Origin of the sequence: Promicromonospora alba (assembly GCF_042654905.1) — a bacterium.
GTDB lineage: Bacteria > Actinomycetota > Actinomycetes > Actinomycetales > Cellulomonadaceae > Promicromonospora > Promicromonospora alba.
The window spans coordinates 528270-545305 of the sequence record NZ_JBHSFI010000003.1; the positions used below are offsets into that span (position 1 = coordinate 528270).

Below are 17036 nucleotides of genomic sequence, written 5' to 3' on the forward strand. Positions count from 1 at the left end.
CCCGGTCAGAACGCGCGCACGGCCGCGGGCACGCCCGGGAAGTCCGCCGACTCGCTGGCGCCGGCCCATTTCTCGACGTCGTCGAGCGCCTCCGTGTAGACGCGCCTGAGATTGCGGACCGCCTCGGCGCCGAGCGGCAGCCGCAGCGGCGCGTCGAAAGCGCCGAGCACGTCGCGGATGACGGCGGCGCCGCGCTCCGGGTCGCCCTCCTGGATGCCGTCGGCGTCGGCCATGTTGGCGCGCACCGCCCCGGTCACCGCCGCGTAGGACGGGTCCTGGGCGGCCGTGGCGAGCACCTGCGGCGCGTTGAAGGCCGTGCGGAACCGGCTGGGCTCGACGATGAGCACCCTGATCCCGAACGGGGCGACCTCGCCCGCGAGCGCCTCGGACCAGCCCTCGAGCGCGAACTTGCCGGCCGAGTAGCTGCCGACCGCCGGGAACGACATCCGCCCGCCCTGGCTGCTCATCTGCACGATCGCGCCCGAACCGCGCTCCCGCAGGTGCGGCAGGACGGCGCGCACGTAGGCCGCCGGGCCGAACAGGTGCTGGTCGAGCATGTCCCGCAGCCGGTCGTCGCTGATCTCCTCGGCTGCTCCGACCTGGCCGGCGCCGGCGTTGTTGACGAGCACGTCGACCAGCCCGAACTCGTCGAGCGCCCGCTGCACGACGGCGGCCGCTGCGTCCGTGTCGCGCACGTCGTGCTCCACGGCGAGCAGCCGGTCGCCGTACCGGGCCTGGAGCGCGTCGAACCGGCCGGCCCGCCGGGCCGTCCCGACCACCCGCTCGCCGGCGCGCAGCGCGGACTCGGCGAGCGCGAGGCCGAGGCCCGAGCTGGCGCCGGTGATGAGCCACGTCTTCTCGCTGGTCTTCTCGCTGTTCGTCATGCCGGGGACGCTAGGCCTTCGAGCGCGCTCGAAGGCAAGCACCCTCCGCCGACGTCGTAGCGTGGGGACCATGAACCTGTGCGCGTACGAGGTACAGCCAGAGGTGCGGCCATGAGCCGGATCCTGGTCACCGGCTCCGCCGACGGACTGGGCCGCGCGGCGGCCGACACCCTCATCTCCCAGGGACACGAGGTAGTGGTGCACGCCCGGAACCCGGCCCGCGCCGCGGACCTGAGCGACCTCGTCGACCGGGGTGCGCACGTCGTGGTGGGCGACTTCGCCGACCGGGACGCCGTGCGCACCGTCGCGTCCGAGCTGGCCGACGCCGCCCCGCTCGACGCCGTCGTCCACAACGCCGGGGTGTGGAGCGGGCGCGCCGTCATGCCGGTGAACGTCGTCGCGCCGTACCTCCTCACGGCCCTGCTGCCCGGGCCTCGCCGCCTGGTGTACCTGAGCAGCGGCTCGCACTTCAGCGGCCGCCCCGTGCTGGACGGCGTCGACTGGTCGGGCAGGACGCCGGGCTCGTACGGCGACAGCAAGCTCTTCGTCACCGCCCTGGCCGCCGCCGTGGCGCGCCTGCGCCCCGGCGTGCCGAGCAACGCCGTCGACCCGGGCTGGGTACCCACACGGATGGGCGGACCGGGCGCGCCGGACGATCTCGAGCTGGGCCACCGCACCCAGGAGTGGCTGGCCACCAGCGACGACCCCGAGGCGCTCACCACCGGCGGCTACTGGTACCACCTGGAGCGTCAGGAGCCGCACGCGGCGGTTCACGACACGGCCTTCCAGGACCGGCTCCTGAAGGTGCTCGCGCAGGAGACCGGCACCGCGCTCTGACGCGCCCCGGCTCGCCCGCGCCGTCTACCCCACGGTTGTCGCGGAGCGCTCGCCGATCGCCTCGAGCACCGTCGCGACGACCGCTTCGGGCGCGTCCTCCGGGACGAGGTGTCCGGCGTACGCCACGGTGTGGAGATCGGCGCCCGCGATGCGCCGGGCCAGCTCCCGCCCGCGGTCCAGGGGCACCCACGCGTCCTGCTCGCCCCACAGGATCGTGACCGGGCAGCGGATCTCGTCGTAGCGGTCCTGGATCTCGTCGGTGTGCCGGTCGTCCATCTGGGCGATCTGGCGGTAGAACGCCGCCTGACCGACGTCGCCCGTCCACGGTTCGGTGTAGCGGAGCATCTCCGCCTCGGACAGCGAACGGTGCACCGATCCGGCGATGTACGCGCGCAGGAGCGCGTCGTGGATGTAGGCCGGCAGCTCGACGAACGCCTGCTCGTGCCGACGGGCGGTCTGCACGAACGGCGACCCGTGGGGGCTGAGCGCCACGGGATCGATCAGAGTGAGCGTCCGGTAGTCGCGGCCGTCCAGCAGATGGGTGCGCAGGGCGGTCGCCCCGCCGAAGTCGTGCGCGACGACGTCGGGGCGCTCCAGCTCCCAGTGCGTGAGCAGCCCGTCGAAGAGCCGGTTCTGCACACCGAGCGAGACGTCCTGGCCGTCCTCCTTGTGCGAGCGCCCGTAACCGAGGAGGTCGTAGTAGTACACCCGGCGGCGTCGCGCGAGGAGCGGAGCGATACGCCGCCAGACGACGGAGGAGAACGGGGTGCCGTGCAGCAGCACCAGCGGTTCGCCGGTGCCGATCGCGTGCCAGCGGACGGGCTGGCCCTCGTACTCGAATACTTGGGGCAGCTCCCAGGAGTCGTCACCGAGCCGGTCCATGTGCTGTTCCTTTCGCGTGGGCATCAATTTCACCCTGACACAGCCCCGGGGCCGGTTCAACGACGCCCCGCGAGTTGACCACAGCAGTTGCTGCCAGAAGCGGGCCCGTCCTGGCAGCAGGTGCTGTGGTCAACTCGCGTCCAGCGCCCGGACCGCCATCGCCGTCTCCACGCCGTCGTCGTGCGGCAGCTGGCGCATCCGGGAGAAGTCGACGTAGGCGGCGTCGAGGGGGTGCGTCGTCAGGCGGGACATCGCGGTGGCGAACTTGGCCATCGAGCTCTTGCCCGGCAGGAAGATCGAGAGCTCCTCGCGCGCCTCGAAGGTGTGCACCGCTACGTCGTCGGGCAGGGCTGCGAGCGCCTTCGTGTCCGCCTCGACGGGCACGGTCACCAGCCAGGGCGGCCCGTCGACGCCCTGCCGCTGCTCCTCGGTCCCGCGCGTCCAGCCACGCCAGGGCGTTCCGGAGACGACGGCGCCGCACGCCTGGACGGTCGCGACCAGGTCGTCGACGGCGGCGGAGAGCGTGGCCTCGGCCGCCGTCCAGTCGTACCGGTCGGGCGCGGACTCGACCGTCACCAGCCGCGACACCACCGTGGCCTCCGGGACGTGCCGCAGGCGCGCCTCCGGCCGCGAGCCGACGAGCATGCGCGCGTCGCTGATCGCTTCGTCCTGCAGCTGCCGCTGGACGGCCACCTCGGCGGCGTGCTCCTGCAGCAGCGCGGGCGCCTCGCCCGGCTCGTCGAGCGCACGCCGCACGAGCTTGACGCTCATCCCCGTGCCGCGCAGGGCCGTGATGAGCATCGCCTGCTCGACCTGGTCGAACGTATACGAGCGGTAGCCGGTCTGCGGGTCGACGTCGGCCGGGACCAGCAGGCCCTCGGAGTGGTAGTAGCGCAGGGTCTGGGGCGACAGGTAGCACATCTCGCTGAAGTCGCTGATGGTGAGCATGACTCCAGGATCGAGGTTGCAGCAACTACAAGGTCAAGCCGGGGGCCCCGCCGCGTTGCTAGGCCGAGCGTGCCGCGCGGAAGGTGCGCCGGTAGGCGTCGGGCGCGACGCCCACCGCACGCTGGAAGTGGCGGCGCAGCGTGGCCGCCGTCCCCATGCCTGCGGCGGACGCGACCGTGTCGATCCCGTCGTCCGTGGACTCCAGGAGCTCCCGGGCGCGCCCGATCCGCTGGGTGAGCAGCCACTGCAGCGGCGTTGTGCCGGTGACTGCATTGAAGTTGCGGGCCAGGTGGCGCGAGCTCATGTTCGCCTGGCGGGCGAGGTCCTCGACCGTGAGCGGCTGGTCGAGCCGCTGCACGATCCAGGGCAGCAGGTCCGCCAGGGCGTGCCCGTCCCGCGCGGGGACCGGAGTGGCGACGTACTGCGCCTGGCCACCCGGCCGGTGCGGCGGCACGACCAGGCGACGGGCGACCACGTTGGCGATCGCCGACCCGTGGTCGCGGCGGACCATGTGGAGCGACAGGTCCATCGCAGCGGCCTTGCCGGCCGACGTCAGGACGGTGCCCTCGTCGACGTAGAGCACGCTGGGATCGACCGTCACCCGGGGATAGCGGGTGGCGAGGTCCTGCGCGTGCGCCCAGTGGGTGGTCGCGCGCCGCCCGTCCAGCAGCCCGGCGGCGGCCAGGACGAACGCGCCCGTGCACAGGGACGCGACGCGGGCGCCGGCCCGGTGGGCGGCGAGGACGGCCTCGACGAGGTCGTCCGGCGGCGCCTGGTCGACGTCGACCACCGCGGGCACGATCACCGTCTCCGCCTGCGCCAGCCGGTCGAGCCCGTGGTCCGGCTCGATCATGAAGTGCCCGGCCCGCACGGCGCGCGTCCCGCACACGGCGACGTCGTACCAGGGGCCCGGGACGGCGTCCGGCACGGAGCCGAAGACCTCGAAGGCGATCGCCAGCTCGAAGTGGAGCATCCCGTCGGTGGCGGCGATCGCGACGGAGCGCGGTGCGGGCGTCATGTCCGAAAGTGTACGCATCATGTCGTTCCAGACACTGGGCAGCGGCCGGCCCCCACGACAGGATCGTCCACATGACGACGAACCTGAACGTGGCGGTCTTCGGGGCCTACGGACACACCGGACGCTTTGTGGTCGCGGAGCTGCTGGACCGGGGGTACGCCCCGGTCCTGATCGGTCGTGACCCCGCCAAGCTGTCGGCGCTGGCCGCCAGCCTGTCCTCCTCCTCGTCTGCGGCCCTGCCGGGTCTGGAGAGCCACCAGGCCTCCGCCGACGACCCCGCCGCGCTCGACTGGGCGCTCGCCGGCGCGGCCGCCGTGATCAACTGCGCGGGGCCGTTCGCCTCGACCACCGCGCCGGTCGTCGAGGCGGCGCTCCGGGCGGGCATCCCGTACGTGGACGTCGCGGCCGAGATCGAGGCCAACGTCGACACCTTCGAGCACTTCGCGGAGCGCGCCCGCGAGGCGGGCACCGTCGTGGTCCCGGCGATGGCCTTCTTCGGCGGGCTGGGAGACCTGCTCGTGACGGCAGCGGCGGGCGACTGGACGGCGGCCGACGAGGTGCACGTCGCCTACGGCCTCAGCAGCTGGCACCCGACGGCGGGCACGCTCGCCGCGGGCACGGTCTCGGACGGCCGTCGCGGCGGCCGCGGGGTCCGCTTCACCGAGGGCCGGCTGCAGTACCACGACGACGCACGCCCGAGCCTGGAGTGGCCGTTCCCGGAACCGCTGGGACCCCAGCAGGTCATCGGCGAGTTCACCATGGCCGACGTCGTCACCGTCCCGAGCCACCTGGCGGTCCCCGAGGTGACGACCTACATGACCGCGGTTGCCGCCGCGGACCTCGCCGCGCCGGACGCGGCCGCCCCGGCGGCCGTGGATGACCGGGGCCGGTCCGCACAGACCTTCGTCGTCGACGTCGTCGTCCGCTCCGGCGGGGCGGAGCGCCGGCTGACGGCGTCCGGCCAGGACATCTACGCCATCAGCGCGCCGCTCGCGGTGGAAGCCGTCGACCGCATCCTCACCGGGCGAGCCCGGGCCACCGGCGTCGTCTCGGCCGGCGCGGCCTTCGACGCCCCAGACTTCCTGCGCGCGCTGGCCCCGCACCTCACGGTGGGGCAGCCGCTCGACGCCGCGTGACCGTCAGGGCACGGGAACGTCAGGCGCGTGGCCGTCAGGCGCGCGACCGTCAGGGCACCTGGAACGTCACCGTCCGCACCGGGTTGTCGAACTCAGTGGTGCGCAGGGACACCTGCACCTCCCACTCGCCCCCGGTCGGCAGCACCAGCTCGCCGGCGTAGACGCCCGGACCGAGCGAGGCGACCTCGACCTCTCCGAGGTCCACCTCGCCGGACTTCAGGCTGAGCCGAGGCGCCTCGTAGCCCTCGGCGGGCTCCCCGAGGGCATCGGTCATCGTGATGGTGAGGGTCGCCGGCCCGACGGCCGGCGGATCCAGGGAGATCCGCGCCGAGATCTGGCCCAGCACCACGTCCTCCCCGGGGGCCGCCGCCGGCTCCTCGACGGAGGTGGCGGCCGTTGTCTCTGGACTCCGGTCCACCAGGAAGCCGGTGACCAGCAGGACCACGACGAGCACCCCCGCCTCCGCGAGCGCCGTCCGGACCAGCGGCGTGGCGCGCGTCCGGACCCGCGACATCAAGGTGAACCTGTTCCACGCGGCGATGGCGATAGCGACCAGCGCGGCGAGGACCTTGACGAGGAGAAGGGCTCCGTAGCCGGAGTCGAGGAGCGCCTCCCAGGACCCGGCGATCCGCCAGGCCAGGACCGTCCCGGCGACCACGAGGACCGCGAGCAGCCCGGCGGCCCAGGTCGAGAACCTGCCGAGCACGACGGCGCCGGAGTCGCCGCGCGCGAGGTCCCCGAGCACGAGGACGATCGCGACGAGACCGCCGAGCCACAGGGTCCCCGCGGCCAGGTGCAGCACGTCCACGCCGATCACCAGGGCCTCGGGCGTGGCGGCCCGCGTGTGCCCGGTGAACGCTGGCGCGGTGACCGCGAGGACGCTGCCGGCCAGCACCAGGGCGGCCCGGGTCCGGCCGGGGGCGGCGGACGCCGGGAGCGCCCCGGCGGCCAGGCCGAGCCCCGCGACGACGACGGCGGGGACGACGTACTCGGCCGGCGCGAGCGCCGACCAGGTCGAGCCCTCGGTGATCGCCGAGACCGGCACGCCCAGCTGGTACAGCGCGACCAGCGGCACCGCGAGCCCCCAGCCGAGCGCCGCGACGCCGGCCGCGACGCGGGCGACCCGACGGAGCCGGGCACGCGAGCGGTCGGCGCCGCCGTCACGCGGCAGGAACAGGACAGTGAAGGCCGCCACCCCGGCGGCCACGAGAAGGCCCACGTAGCCCAGACCGCGCACCAGGCCGAGCACGAAGGGTGCGTCGGTGCCCGCGTCCGCGTCGGCCGACGGCACGTCCACCACGTCGCTGGGGGCACCGACGGAGAAGCTCAGGGAGCCGCCGATCGGATGCCCGTCCTCCGACACGAGGCGCCAGACGACCACCAGCGTGCCGTCGCCGACCTCCTCGTCGAGGTCTACGAACAGCTCCGACCCGCGCACCGAGGCCGTGGAAGCGACCTCCTCCCCGGTCGCGTCGAACACCTTGATCCCCGTCGGGACGCCGAGCACGGACTCGTTGAAGCCGAACGTGATCCGCTCGGGGGCGGTCTCCAGCACCGCGCCGTGCGCCGGGTCGGTGCGGATGAGGGTCGCGTGGGCGGAGGCGCTGAATGCCGGGCCTAGCAGCAGCGCGCAGACGACGGCGAGCAGGAGCAACCAACCGCCGGCACGCCGCCGCGCGACGAGGAGCCTCATGGGCGTCGCCGACGGCGCAGCAGGACCGCAGCCGCCAGGACGCCCACTGCCAGGACACCGGCCGCACCGTAGGCCATCAGGGGGCTCCGCGCCTCGGCGTCCGCGGCGGCGCCGGCCACCTCGGTCGCGGCAGGTGCGCTGGGCGAGGCGGCATCCGCCGTCTCCACCGGCGCCTCGGTACCGGCGTCGGCACTCGCCTCGGTGTCTGCGCTCGCGCTCGCCTCGGCATCGGCGGTCTCGGTCCCCGGTTCACCAGGCGTCACGACAAGGACGGGCGCCGGCCGCTCGAGCCCGTCGTGGCCCTCCCCGTGCTCGGCGACCTCGGTCCAGGCCGCCTCGCCCTGCTCGCACCGCTGGATGACGGGAAAGACGAGCGTCGCGCCGTCGTCGTCGGGCAGGCGCACGGAGAACTCGACCTCCGCATGCTCGGCGTCCGGGAGCGGCTGATCGGTCGTCCAGGTCAGGGCGTCCGCTGCCTGCTCGACGGCCCAGCGGTCGGTGCCGGAGGCGGTCACGTCCGAGACCCCCTCGGCCATCCGGATAGTGATCCCGGTCGTCGCCGACCCGACGCAGCCGTGCGGGATCTCGACCCGGAGCTCGGCCGTCGCGCCCGCCGCGGTGGTGGACGGCGTGATGGTCACGTGCGCCGCCGCCGACGTCGTACCGAGGGCCACGAGGCCCGCGGCGGCGAGCGCGGACAGGGTCGCGCGACGGAGTGCGGTCCTGCGATTCATGGGAACTCCTGGGTGGAGATGGTTCGCACACCAAACCAGCGGGTCGAACCACTGTCAAGAGTGTGAACTCGATGGGCGAAAACGTAGACGACGCGTTCCGGCACACGTACGGTGGTTCATGTCACCGAACCAAGGTCGCCTCCGTGAACACACTGCGGTGTGCGGAGCGGCCGCCACCGGAGGGAAGAAATGCCCAACATCACCGTCGAGCTGCTGGCCGGCCGCACCCTCGAGCAGCGTCGCGACTTCGCCAAGGCCGTCGCCGAGAGCGCCGTCGAGATCCTGGGCGCCCGCCGCCAGGACGTCCGCATGGTCTTCAGCGAGATCACCCCCGACATCGTCGCCAACGGCGGCGTGCTCGCCAGCGAGGACGAGAGCCGCGCCGCGGTGGTCGCCGCCCTCGCGGACGACTGACGTCCGATTCCCCTTCGAGGTAACGAGAAGAGAAGCAAGACAGCGTGGGCCCGGAGGATCCGTCCTCCGGGCCCACGCTTTTCAACTAGCGGACCCTGAGCGTCACCTTGGTCTCCGCCGCGAGCACGAGCTCGCTGCCGAGGTAGGTCGCCGTCACCGTCAGGTCGCCGTTCCTCGGCCGGGGCACCTCGAACCGGGCTCGGCCGTTCTCGATCGTCCCGAGGAGCGTCTGCCCACCCTGGACGGCCAGCCGCACCTGCCCGGTCACCCGGACGTCGTACGGCGCGGTGAGCGACACGGTGACCACTGCCTTGTTCCCGGCGGCCTTCGCCGCCGTGATCTCCATGGTCGGCATCACCTTCTCCACGACGACCCTGACCTTCGACGACGACGCCCGGTGATCGGCGTCGCCCCCGTAGCTCAGCGTCAGGTCGTAGACCCCCGGCCGGAGCGAGGTGGCCGGCAGGACGAGGGTTCCCCGTCCGTCCGCGATCGTGGCCGTCGCGAGCTCGGTCTCGCCGTTGCGCAGCGCTACCGAACCCGTTGCCGTGTCCGGTGAGACCGCCACCGAGACCGTCCCCGCCGTGCCGTACGTGATCGGCAGGGCCACCCCGGCCACCGCCGTCACCGCGGGCGACTTCACCGTGATGGTCACCGTGGCCGCCGCGGAGAGGTCTTCCCCGTCGTCGGCCCGGTAGGTGAAGACGTCCTTGCCGGAGAACCCGGCGTCGGAGGTGTAGGTGAAGGACCCGTCCGCCGCGAGCGTGACCTTGCCGTTGGCGGGCTGGGTCACCCCCGTGGCGGTCAGCACGTTGCCGTCGGCGTCCGTGTCGTTGGCCAGCACGCCCGGCGCCGGGAGGATGAGCGGCTGCCCGCCCACCGCCGCGTACGCGTCGGCGCCGGCCACCGGTGCCGTGTTGACCGGCGGCTGCTCACCCTCCTCGACGGTGATGGTCACCGTGGTCGCCGCCGACGTCGCCGCGCCGTCGGACGCCTTGTAGGTGAAGGTGTCCGTCCCGAAGTACCCGCTGTCGGGCGTGTAGGTGAACGAGCCGTCCGCCTCTAGCGCGACCTCACCGTTGGCCGGCTGCGTGAGCCCGGTGGCGGTCAGGTCGTCGCCGTCGACGTCGGTGTCGTTCGCCAGGAGACCCGGCGCCTCCACCGTGAGCGGCTCGTCCTCGACGGTGCCGTAGGCGTCTGCCGCACCGACCGGGGCCACGTTGGCCGCCGGGCCGGCGTGGAGCTGGCCCACCTGCTCGGCGGTCAGCTCGTACCCGAACATCCGGAAGTCGTCGACCAGGCCGTCCCAGCGGGCGTCCGGCCAGCTCGTGCCGCCGATGAGGTTCGTCGTCGTCTGCCCGCCCACGCCGATGTCACCGATGCTGACGGTGAAGTCGTTGCGCGTGGCCTGCAGCTCGCCGTCGAAGTAGATCTTCCCGACCGACCCGCTCTGGGTGAACACCACGTGCGTCCACTCGTTGAGCGGCAGGTCGTTGCCCTGGCCCAGCACCAGACGTTCCTGGGCGCTGCCCGGCGTGCCGGGCGCCTTGAACGTCGCGGCGAAGCCGGTGGCCCCGCTGGTCTGGGTGTTGGACTGGAGCAGGAAGAACGTGTCGGTGCTGCTGCCGATCTGCAACAGCGGCACCCAGGTGGGCAGGGCGTCCGGACGAGCCCAGATCGACACGCTGAACTGGTCGTCCATGCCCGCGTCGATGTTGTCCGGCAGCTCTACCTGGTTGCCCGTGCCCGACGCGCCGCCGGGCAGGTTGACCCCCGTGCCGAACCGTCCGTCGGGGGTCCAGCCGGCAGACCCGCCGAGCGTCGCCGCCCCCACCGAGCTGTCCAGGCCGGTGTTGGCCGCCGTCGTGCCCTGGCCCTCGTTGAAGGTGTAGTGGATCGGCGTGCCCTCGCCGGGCGGCGGTCGCTCCACCGTGTGCTTGACGGTCTGCGCGGAGTCGCGCCACCCGTCGTCGGCGAGGAAGCGGACCTGCACGTCGTGCTCACCCGGGGAGAGCGCGACGTCGGTGAACGACACCGCCCCGGCTGCGACGTCGGCCTGACCCCCGATGCGGGATCCGTCGACCCACAGCTCGGCGACGCCCGCGGGGGCTCCGCCGCTCGCGGCCGCGAAGGCCCCGGTGACCGTGACCGGCTCGGCGAACGGCGACGGGGAGACCGGCTCGACCGTGACCGTGGTGGTCGTGGCGAGCGCGGTGCCGTCGTCGTACAGGGCCGCGATCTCGGCGTCGCCGAGCGTCGAGGTGTAGACGCGGACGTCGTCCATCAGGCCGTCGTAGGCCGGGTCGGGGAACCCGTTGCGGCCCAGCCAGTTGTTGGCCGTCGGCCCGACGTCGGTCATGTCGATCGTCAGGTCGTCGCGGGACGCGATGGGGTCGCCGTTGAGGTAGAGCGTGCCGGTCGCACCCTGCCGGGTGAACGCGACGTGGTTCCACTCGTTCGCCACCACGTCACGGGTCGGCGTGGCGTAGACCCGTTCCTGCAGCGCGGCCCCCTTGGCCTTGAACGTCGCCGCGAGACCCGTCGCACCGGCGGCATTGGTCTGCATCTGGATCTGGAAGAAGCTGCCCGCGTCCGCGAGCCCGTCCCCGATGTGGAACAGGCCGATCCAGTTCGCCTTGGTGTCGGGGCGCACCCAGAACGAGGTGGTGAAGTTCGCCTCGCCCTGGAGCAGGTTGTCGGGCAGGTCCGCCGCATTGGCGTTGGACCCTCCAGGGAGATTGAGCGCGTCGCCGAAGACGCCGTTCTCGCTCCACCCGGTCGCGCCCGTGAGCGTTGCCGCGCCGACGCCGGCGTCCGTGCCGGTGTTGGCCGCCCTCGTCCCGGAACCCTCCTCGAACTCGTAGTGGACCGGGACGTCGGAAGCGCCCGGGTCGGAGCCCACGATCACCAGGTCGTCGATCATGACGCCCGCGCCGGAGTCCCCGGCGGCGATGGTCAGGTCCTGCGACCGGGCCCCCGCGGTGAAGGTGCCGACGTACTTGCCGAACTTGCTCTGCGACGACAGGTCCGGCGCTGCCGACAGGGTCGTCGACAGGTCGCCGATCGTGAGGTCGGCGGTGCCCGGAGCGGTGCCGGCGGACCGGCTGTCGCGGGCATAGCGCAGCGAGAGCCGGTACTCACGTCCCGGGTCGAGACCCTTGACCGTGCGCGTCAGGCTGCCCTCGGCGCCCACGCCGAGGTGGTAGCCGGTGCCGCCGAGACCGCCCTGGCTGGAGGCCGCCGCGCGGACCAGCTGGACCTTGCTGTCGACCTCCCACGGGGACATCCGGCCGTTGCCGGGCTCGACGTCCACCACTGCCGGCGGGTTGGCGGAACGCCACTCGGCCGGGATGCGGGGGTACTCGAGCTGGTCGACCAGGTGCGGTGCCCGGGCGTCCATCTCGACCGTCGGGTCGATCTGCACGATGTCGGCTACCGAGGGCGTGCCGTCCTCGTCGAAGACGAACAGCATGTACGCGCCGGGCGGGGCGTAGGTGCCGTCGACCGGGGTCTCGATCGTGAGGTTGCCGCCCTCCTGGGCGAACGCCAGGTCCTGGAAGTTCTGGTCGTTGTTGAACCCGTGCGTCACCGACCCGTTGCGGACCAGCGTGACCCGGGAGACCCCGGCGTCGGCCTGCACGTCGAAGGTGCCGTCGTAGCCCACCTTCTTCGGGACGCCCGTGACCTCCGGACGCGCCGCCGGCTGGTTGCCGTCGAACAGGTAGGCCGGGGAGTAGAACTCCACGTCCGTGTAGTTGCGCGGGCCCGGCGTACCGCCGCCGCCCACCATCAGGCGACCGTCGGGCAGGAGCAGAGCCGTCGAGTGGTAGAGCCGGGCGTGCTCGTAGGGCACGTCCACCACCGTCCACTTGCCGGTGTCGGGGTTCCAGATCTCGGCGGTGGTGACGTAGCCGCCGTTGCCGTTGTTGTCCCGCGAGCCGCCGGTGACGATCACGTTGCCGTCGGGCAGCACGGTCGAGGTGGCCCAGTGCCGCTGGTGCCTCATCGGTTCGGTCGCCTCGACCACCGGGGCGTCGGTGCCGCCGGTGATGTCGACGGTGAAGCCGGCGCGAGCACCGGCCGGTCCCCCGCCGTTGGCCCACCAGCCGCCGCCCACCTGCAGGATCTTGCCGGGGCGGTACATGGTCGCCGTCGACGTGGCGCCGACCGGGTTGCCGAGGCCGCCCTGGTTGGCGACGTCCGCGGGCAGGGTACCCCGGAGCGTGATCTCGCCGTCGCCCGAGGGGTCGAGCTCGTACATCTGCGTGCCGGTGATGTTGAAGACGTTGCCGCTCCCGGGCGCGACGAACGCGCGCGGGTACCACCAGCGGTTCTCGTCGGGCCCGTTGCCGTTCCCGCCGTCGCCGTACGCCGCGGCGCTGGTGGCACCGTCCAGCAGCTTCCAGGAGCTGCCCTCGTCGGGCGTGTAGATCTCCGGGGTCAGCACGCCGGGCCCGCCGGGACCGCCCTCGAGGCTGCCGCCCTGCACGACGACGGAGCCGTCGGGCAGCGTGGTCCCCGTGGGGTACCAGCGCGGGAAGTTCATCGGGGCCTCGGTACGCAGGCCCTGGTTCGTCGTGTAGCTCGTGACGCCGAGCGACCCGTCGTTGGGCGCGTTGCCGCCCAGGCTGTCGTCACCGCCGACCGTCATCGTGGCCCGCCGGTGCGGCATCTGCACCTGCATCGAGCAGAACAGGTCGGTGTACGTAGAGTTCGTGACGACGTTGTCGCTCACGTTCGCGGTGGTGCGCTCCTGAGCGGGGTCCCAGACGTCGATCTCCATCTGGCCGCCCTGCGTGACGCACGAGTTGCCGCCGAAGTCGTAGGGCGTGCCGTCGGTGCAGCCCGACGAGACGCTGCCGAACGACTGGACCTTGCCGTCGGACGTCAGCGCCGCGTTGATCGGGACCAGCGGCCAGGGCGTGACGCCGCTCCAGGCGCCCTGCTCCGACTTGTCCGGGGGCGAGCAGTCGGCGGGCAGCAGGCCTGAGGAGTAGGCCAGGCCGTTCTTCATCTGCGTGCGGATCGGGGCCTCGGAGTACGCGGTGCCCTCGTGGCCCATGCCGGAGTACCACGACCGGCCCTCGTCGATCTCCTGGCACCAGGTGATCGGGTGGTCCGTGCCGTTGTTGCCCCCGCCGTACGACGACTCGTCGGCGTTGAGCAGGGTGCGCACGTTCGGGGCCGGGTTGACCAGCCAGTCGTACCACTCGTCGCTGCGCGTGAAGTCGGCGGGCAGCCCCTGGGTCAGCGGGTGCGCGGCGTCCGTGACCACCACGCGGCCCGGGCGCACCGCGGGGTTCTCGGGGTGGCCCTCGGACATCGCGCCCACGAGCCGGGCGTAGAACGGGTTCACGTCGTGCTCGCTCTGGCCGACCGACCAGCCGGCGTAGTGCATGCCCATGTACCCGCCGCCGCCGCGGATGTACGACTCCAGCGCCGCGCGCTGGGCCACGTTGAACAGCACGCCGCCCGTCTGCGCGAACACCACGGTGTCCTTGGTCGCGAGGTTCTCCGTCGTGAAGGCGGCGGCGTCCTCGGTCTCCTGGATCTCGACCGGCTGGTCGTACTCGGTGCCCAGCTGCGTGGCGAGGTCGCGCACGGCCTGGCGGGCCTGGACGTGGGAGGCGTGGAAGTTGGGCTTGTAGAACAGCAGGACCCGCAGGACTCCGTCGTCGACGGACCCCGCGGCGGCCTGCGCGGACGTGTCGGGGGCGGCCTGCGCGACGCCGCTCCCGAGGGGTACGGCCACCGCGAGGGCGGCCAGCATGGCCGCCAGGCGCGCGGGCGCCCGGCGGGGGCGGCGCGCGGGGCGCCGCAGGTCAGGTCTGCGTAGCAGGTTCATCGTTGAATCCCTTTTCGCACGTGGTGGTGGGGGGTATGACGGCGACCCGGGCGGCCGGCCCCGTGCAGGGCCGACCGCCCGGACCGCGGCGCACGGTCAGCGCAGCTCTGCGATGACCGTCTTGAGCTCCGTGTAGTCGTCCAGGCCGAACGACCCCAGCTCGCGGCCCCAGCCGGACTGCTTGAAGCCGCCCCGCGGGAGGGTGACGTCGTCCGCGTGCCAGGTGTTGAGCCAGACCGTGCCGGCCCGCAGCCTGCCGCCGACGCGGTGGGCCGTGCTGAGGTCCTTCGACCACACGCCCGCGGCCAGGCCGTAGACGGTGTTGTTGGCGGCCGCGACCACCTCGTCCTCGCTGTCGAACGGGATGGCGGTGATGACGGGGCCGAAGATCTCGTCGGTCTGGACCGCCATCTGCTCGGTGACGTCCGTGATGAGGGTCGGGGAGAAGAAGTAGCCGCGGTCGGCGGCCGACTCCGGGCTGCCCGCGGCGAGCGTCGCGCCGTCGGCGACCGCCCCGCGGACGTAGCCCATGACCTTCTCGTGCTGCTCCTGCGAGACGAGCGGCCCCATGGTGGTGGCCGGGTCGAACGCATCGCCGACCTTGATGGCCTTGGCCGCCGCGGCGACGCCCTCGATCACCTGGTCGAACACCTCGCGCTGGACGTACAGGCGCGAGCCGTTGACGCAGCACTGGCCCTCGTTGAAGTAGCCGGCCAGCGCGGCGCCGGCGATCGCGGCGTCCAGGTCGGCGTCGGCGAAGATGATGTTGGGCGCCTTGCCGCCGAGCTCCAGCGACACCTTCTTGAGGTTCTTCGAGGCGCCGGCGGCGATCTTCTTGCCCACCTCGGTGCTGCCCGTGAAAGCGACCTTGTCGACGCCGGGGTGGTCGACCAGCGCAGCGCCCGCGTCCCCGAACCCGGGCAGGATGTTGACGACGCCGGCCGGGACGCCGGCCTCCAGCAGCAGCTCGCCGAGCCGGAGCGCGGTGAGCGGCGTCTGCTCGGCGGGCTTGAGCACCACCGTGTTGCCGGCCGTGATGGACGGGATGATCTTGAAGGCCGCCATGGTGAGCGGGAAGTTCCACGGCACGATGCCCGCGACGACGCCGATCGCCTCGCGGCGCGTGTAGGCGTGGAAGTCGCGGCCGGGCACCGACATCGGGATCGTCGTGCCCTCCATCTTGGTGGCCCAGCCCGCGAAGTAGCGGAACAGCTCGGCGGCCACGCCGACGTCGCCCCGGGCGGACGCGAGGCTCTTCCCGTTGTCGAGCGACTCGAGCTGCGCGAACTCCTCGGTGCGCTCGTCGATCATGTCGCCGATGCGCCACAGCAGGTGCGAGCGGTCGCGCGGGGTCATCCTCGACCACGGGGAGCCGTGCTCGAAGGCGTTGCGGGCGGCCGTGACCGCGCGGTCGGCGTCGACCGCCGAGGCCTGGGCGACCTGGACGAGCACGTCCTCGGTCGCGGGGTTGACCGTCGCAAAGGTCTGGCCGTCCTTGGCGTCCACCCATTCGCCGTCGATCAGCAGCTGCCTGGGCGAGGAGAGGAACGAGGAGACGGCGGGCAGGAGCTGAGGATTCTCGGACATGAGAGCCTTCCGTGGGTTTCTAGGGTTCGAGGTCGTCGGTGGGGCTGGGCTGGGGCGGGTCGCGGCTACTTGATGATCAGGACCTTCGATCGGTCGAGGGTGAGCGCGACGGCGGCGACGATGATCGCGCCGTAGAGGATCTGCTCCCACGCCGACGGGACGCCGACGATCGGCAGCCCGACCCGGAGCAGCGTCACCACGAGCGCACCGGCGAGGCTGCGCCACAGCGAGCCGTGGCCGCCGGTGATGGCGGTGCCGCCCACCACGATGGCCGCGACCGCCGGCAGCAGCAGGTTGTCGGCCATCGACGGGCTGCCGCTGAAGTTCCGGGAGACCAGCATGACGGCGGCCAGTCCGGCGCACGCACCCGAGACGGTGAAGGCGGCGACCTTGACCAGGTCGACCGGTGCGCCGCCCAGCCGGGCCGCCGACTCGGAGTACCCGGTGGCGCGGACCCAGGTCTCGAGCGGGGTGAGCCGGAGCACCAGCGAGATGACCGCGACGACCACCAGCGCGACCACGAACGCCATCGGCACCACGCCGCCCACGTAGAGCGTGAGCCAGTTGGTGGCGTCCCGGTCGACCACCCGGATCGGCCCGGCGTCGGAGATCACCAGGGCGACCGCGGCGAAGATGCTCATGCCGCCCAGGGTGACGATGAAGGACGGGATGCGGAGCAGCACGTGGGCGACGCCCTGCAGCGCCCCGATCGCGGCGGTGACCGCGATGATCGCGAGAGTGGTGAGCCCGCCGAGGTCGGGCAGCCACAGCGCGAAGAAGACGGTGGCGAGCGAGCAGAGCGCCGCGATCGACAGGTCGATGCCACCGCACAGGACCACCAGAGTGGCGCCCGCGGCGAGCACGACGAGCGGAGCCGAGGTCCGGACCGCGGCCGTGAGGCTGTTCAGGGTCAGGAAGCTGGGGTCGGCGATCGTCAGCGCCGCGAGCAGCACGACGAGCGCGATGACCGGCATGAACGACGTCAGGCGCTGACCGACCGTGGGGCGCGCCAGGACGACGGCGTCGGGGGCCGGCGTCGCGAGGACGGGTGCGGACAT

The 17036-nt window shown here is 72.7% G+C and carries 12 protein-coding genes; 3 read left to right on the forward strand and 9 right to left on the reverse strand.

Going from position 1 to position 17036, the window contains the following annotated elements; genetic code table 11:
* Positions 1–5 precede the first annotated feature (5 nt).
* Entirely contained in the window at positions 6–884 is an 879-nt protein-coding gene (locus ACFO6V_RS07580; RefSeq protein WP_377133837.1) for an SDR family NAD(P)-dependent oxidoreductase, read from the reverse strand.
* Between the two features lie 111 nt (positions 885–995).
* Here ACFO6V_RS07580 and ACFO6V_RS07585 point away from each other — a divergent pair, with 111 nt between their 5' ends.
* Positions 996–1721 (forward strand): SDR family NAD(P)-dependent oxidoreductase, encoded by a 726-nt coding sequence (locus ACFO6V_RS07585; RefSeq protein ID WP_377133839.1) that lies wholly within the window; start codon positions 996–998, stop codon positions 1719–1721.
* A 24-nt stretch (positions 1722–1745) separates the two neighbouring features.
* Here the strand turns inward: ACFO6V_RS07585 and ACFO6V_RS07590 are convergent, their stop codons facing one another.
* The 3 genes from ACFO6V_RS07590 to ACFO6V_RS07600 all read right to left on the reverse strand — a co-directional run bounded on the left by ACFO6V_RS07590 (position 1746) and on the right by ACFO6V_RS07600 (position 4569).
* A complete protein-coding gene (locus tag ACFO6V_RS07590; protein ID WP_377133841.1) occupies positions 1746–2627 on the reverse strand; it encodes an alpha/beta fold hydrolase in 882 nt (293 codons plus the stop codon).
* A 105-nt stretch (positions 2628–2732) separates the two neighbouring features.
* Positions 2733–3551 carry a MerR family transcriptional regulator gene (locus tag ACFO6V_RS07595; protein WP_377133843.1) on the reverse strand — a complete coding sequence of 273 codons (819 nt, stop codon included), beginning with the start codon at positions 3549–3551 and terminating at the stop codon, positions 2733–2735.
* A gap of 58 nt (positions 3552–3609) precedes the next feature.
* A complete protein-coding gene (locus ACFO6V_RS07600) occupies positions 3610–4569 on the reverse strand; it encodes a helix-turn-helix domain-containing protein (RefSeq protein WP_377133845.1) in 960 nt (319 codons plus the stop codon).
* Positions 4570–4640: 71 nt separating this feature from the next.
* Between ACFO6V_RS07600 and ACFO6V_RS07605 the strand changes: the two genes are divergently transcribed.
* The gene (locus ACFO6V_RS07605) at positions 4641–5705 is read left to right on the forward strand and encodes a saccharopine dehydrogenase NADP-binding domain-containing protein (protein ID WP_377133847.1); all 1065 of its coding nucleotides are present in this window, start codon (positions 4641–4643) and stop codon (positions 5703–5705) included.
* A gap of 49 nt (positions 5706–5754) precedes the next feature.
* On the opposite strand, the gene ACFO6V_RS07610 is transcribed toward ACFO6V_RS07605, so the two are convergent.
* Positions 5755–7398 (reverse strand): copper resistance protein CopC, encoded by a 1644-nt coding sequence (locus ACFO6V_RS07610; RefSeq protein ID WP_377133849.1) that lies wholly within the window; start codon positions 7396–7398, stop codon positions 5755–5757.
* Positions 7395–8132 carry a DUF1775 domain-containing protein gene (locus ACFO6V_RS07615; protein WP_377133851.1) on the reverse strand — a complete coding sequence of 246 codons (738 nt, stop codon included), beginning with the start codon at positions 8130–8132 and terminating at the stop codon, positions 7395–7397. Before ACFO6V_RS07615 ends, ACFO6V_RS07610 begins: the two co-directional genes overlap by 4 nt.
* A 189-nt stretch (positions 8133–8321) precedes the next feature.
* Between ACFO6V_RS07615 and ACFO6V_RS07620 the strand changes: the two genes are divergently transcribed.
* On the forward strand, positions 8322–8546 hold the full coding sequence (locus ACFO6V_RS07620; RefSeq protein ID WP_377133853.1) for a tautomerase family protein: 225 nt from the start codon (positions 8322–8324) through the stop codon (positions 8544–8546).
* 85 nt (positions 8547–8631) lie between these two features.
* On the opposite strand, the gene ACFO6V_RS07625 is transcribed toward ACFO6V_RS07620, so the two are convergent.
* From ACFO6V_RS07625 to ACFO6V_RS07635, 3 genes are all read right to left on the reverse strand, one after another.
* Complete coding sequence (locus ACFO6V_RS07625; protein WP_377133855.1) at positions 8632–14391, reverse strand: ThuA domain-containing protein; 5760 nt, start codon at positions 14389–14391, stop codon at positions 8632–8634.
* 96 nt (positions 14392–14487) lie between these two features.
* Positions 14488–15978, reverse strand: a complete 1491-nt coding sequence (locus ACFO6V_RS07630; protein WP_377133857.1) for an aldehyde dehydrogenase family protein — start codon at positions 15976–15978, stop codon at positions 14488–14490.
* Between the two features lie 65 nt (positions 15979–16043).
* Positions 16044–17036, reverse strand: a complete 993-nt coding sequence (locus ACFO6V_RS07635; RefSeq protein WP_377133860.1) for an ABC transporter permease — start codon at positions 17034–17036, stop codon at positions 16044–16046.

Coding starts and splice junctions, on each gene's coding strand:
- ACFO6V_RS07630 (WP_377133857.1), bottom strand. CDS start 15,978: ATGTCCGAGAATCCTCAGCTCCTGCCCGCCGTCTCCTCGTTCCTCTCC.
- ACFO6V_RS07600 (WP_377133845.1), bottom strand. CDS start 4,569: ATGACGCCCGCACCGCGCTCCGTCGCGATCGCCGCCACCGACGGGATG.
- ACFO6V_RS07590 (WP_377133841.1), bottom strand. CDS start 2,627: ATGCCCACGCGAAAGGAACAGCACATGGACCGGCTCGGTGACGACTCC.
- ACFO6V_RS07580 (WP_377133837.1), bottom strand. CDS start 884: ATGACGAACAGCGAGAAGACCAGCGAGAAGACGTGGCTCATCACCGGC.
- ACFO6V_RS07620 (WP_377133853.1), top strand. CDS start 8,322: ATGCCCAACATCACCGTCGAGCTGCTGGCCGGCCGCACCCTCGAGCAG.
- ACFO6V_RS07625 (WP_377133855.1), bottom strand. CDS start 14,391: ATGAACCTGCTACGCAGACCTGACCTGCGGCGCCCCGCGCGCCGCCCC.
- ACFO6V_RS07595 (WP_377133843.1), bottom strand. CDS start 3,551: ATGCTCACCATCAGCGACTTCAGCGAGATGTGCTACCTGTCGCCCCAG.
- ACFO6V_RS07635 (WP_377133860.1), bottom strand. CDS start 17,036: ATGTCCGCACCCGTCCTCGCGACGCCGGCCCCCGACGCCGTCGTCCTG.
- ACFO6V_RS07605 (WP_377133847.1), top strand. CDS start 4,641: ATGACGACGAACCTGAACGTGGCGGTCTTCGGGGCCTACGGACACACC.
- ACFO6V_RS07585 (WP_377133839.1), top strand. CDS start 996: ATGAGCCGGATCCTGGTCACCGGCTCCGCCGACGGACTGGGCCGCGCG.
- ACFO6V_RS07610 (WP_377133849.1), bottom strand. CDS start 7,398: ATGAGGCTCCTCGTCGCGCGGCGGCGTGCCGGCGGTTGGTTGCTCCTG.
- ACFO6V_RS07615 (WP_377133851.1), bottom strand. CDS start 8,132: ATGAATCGCAGGACCGCACTCCGTCGCGCGACCCTGTCCGCGCTCGCC.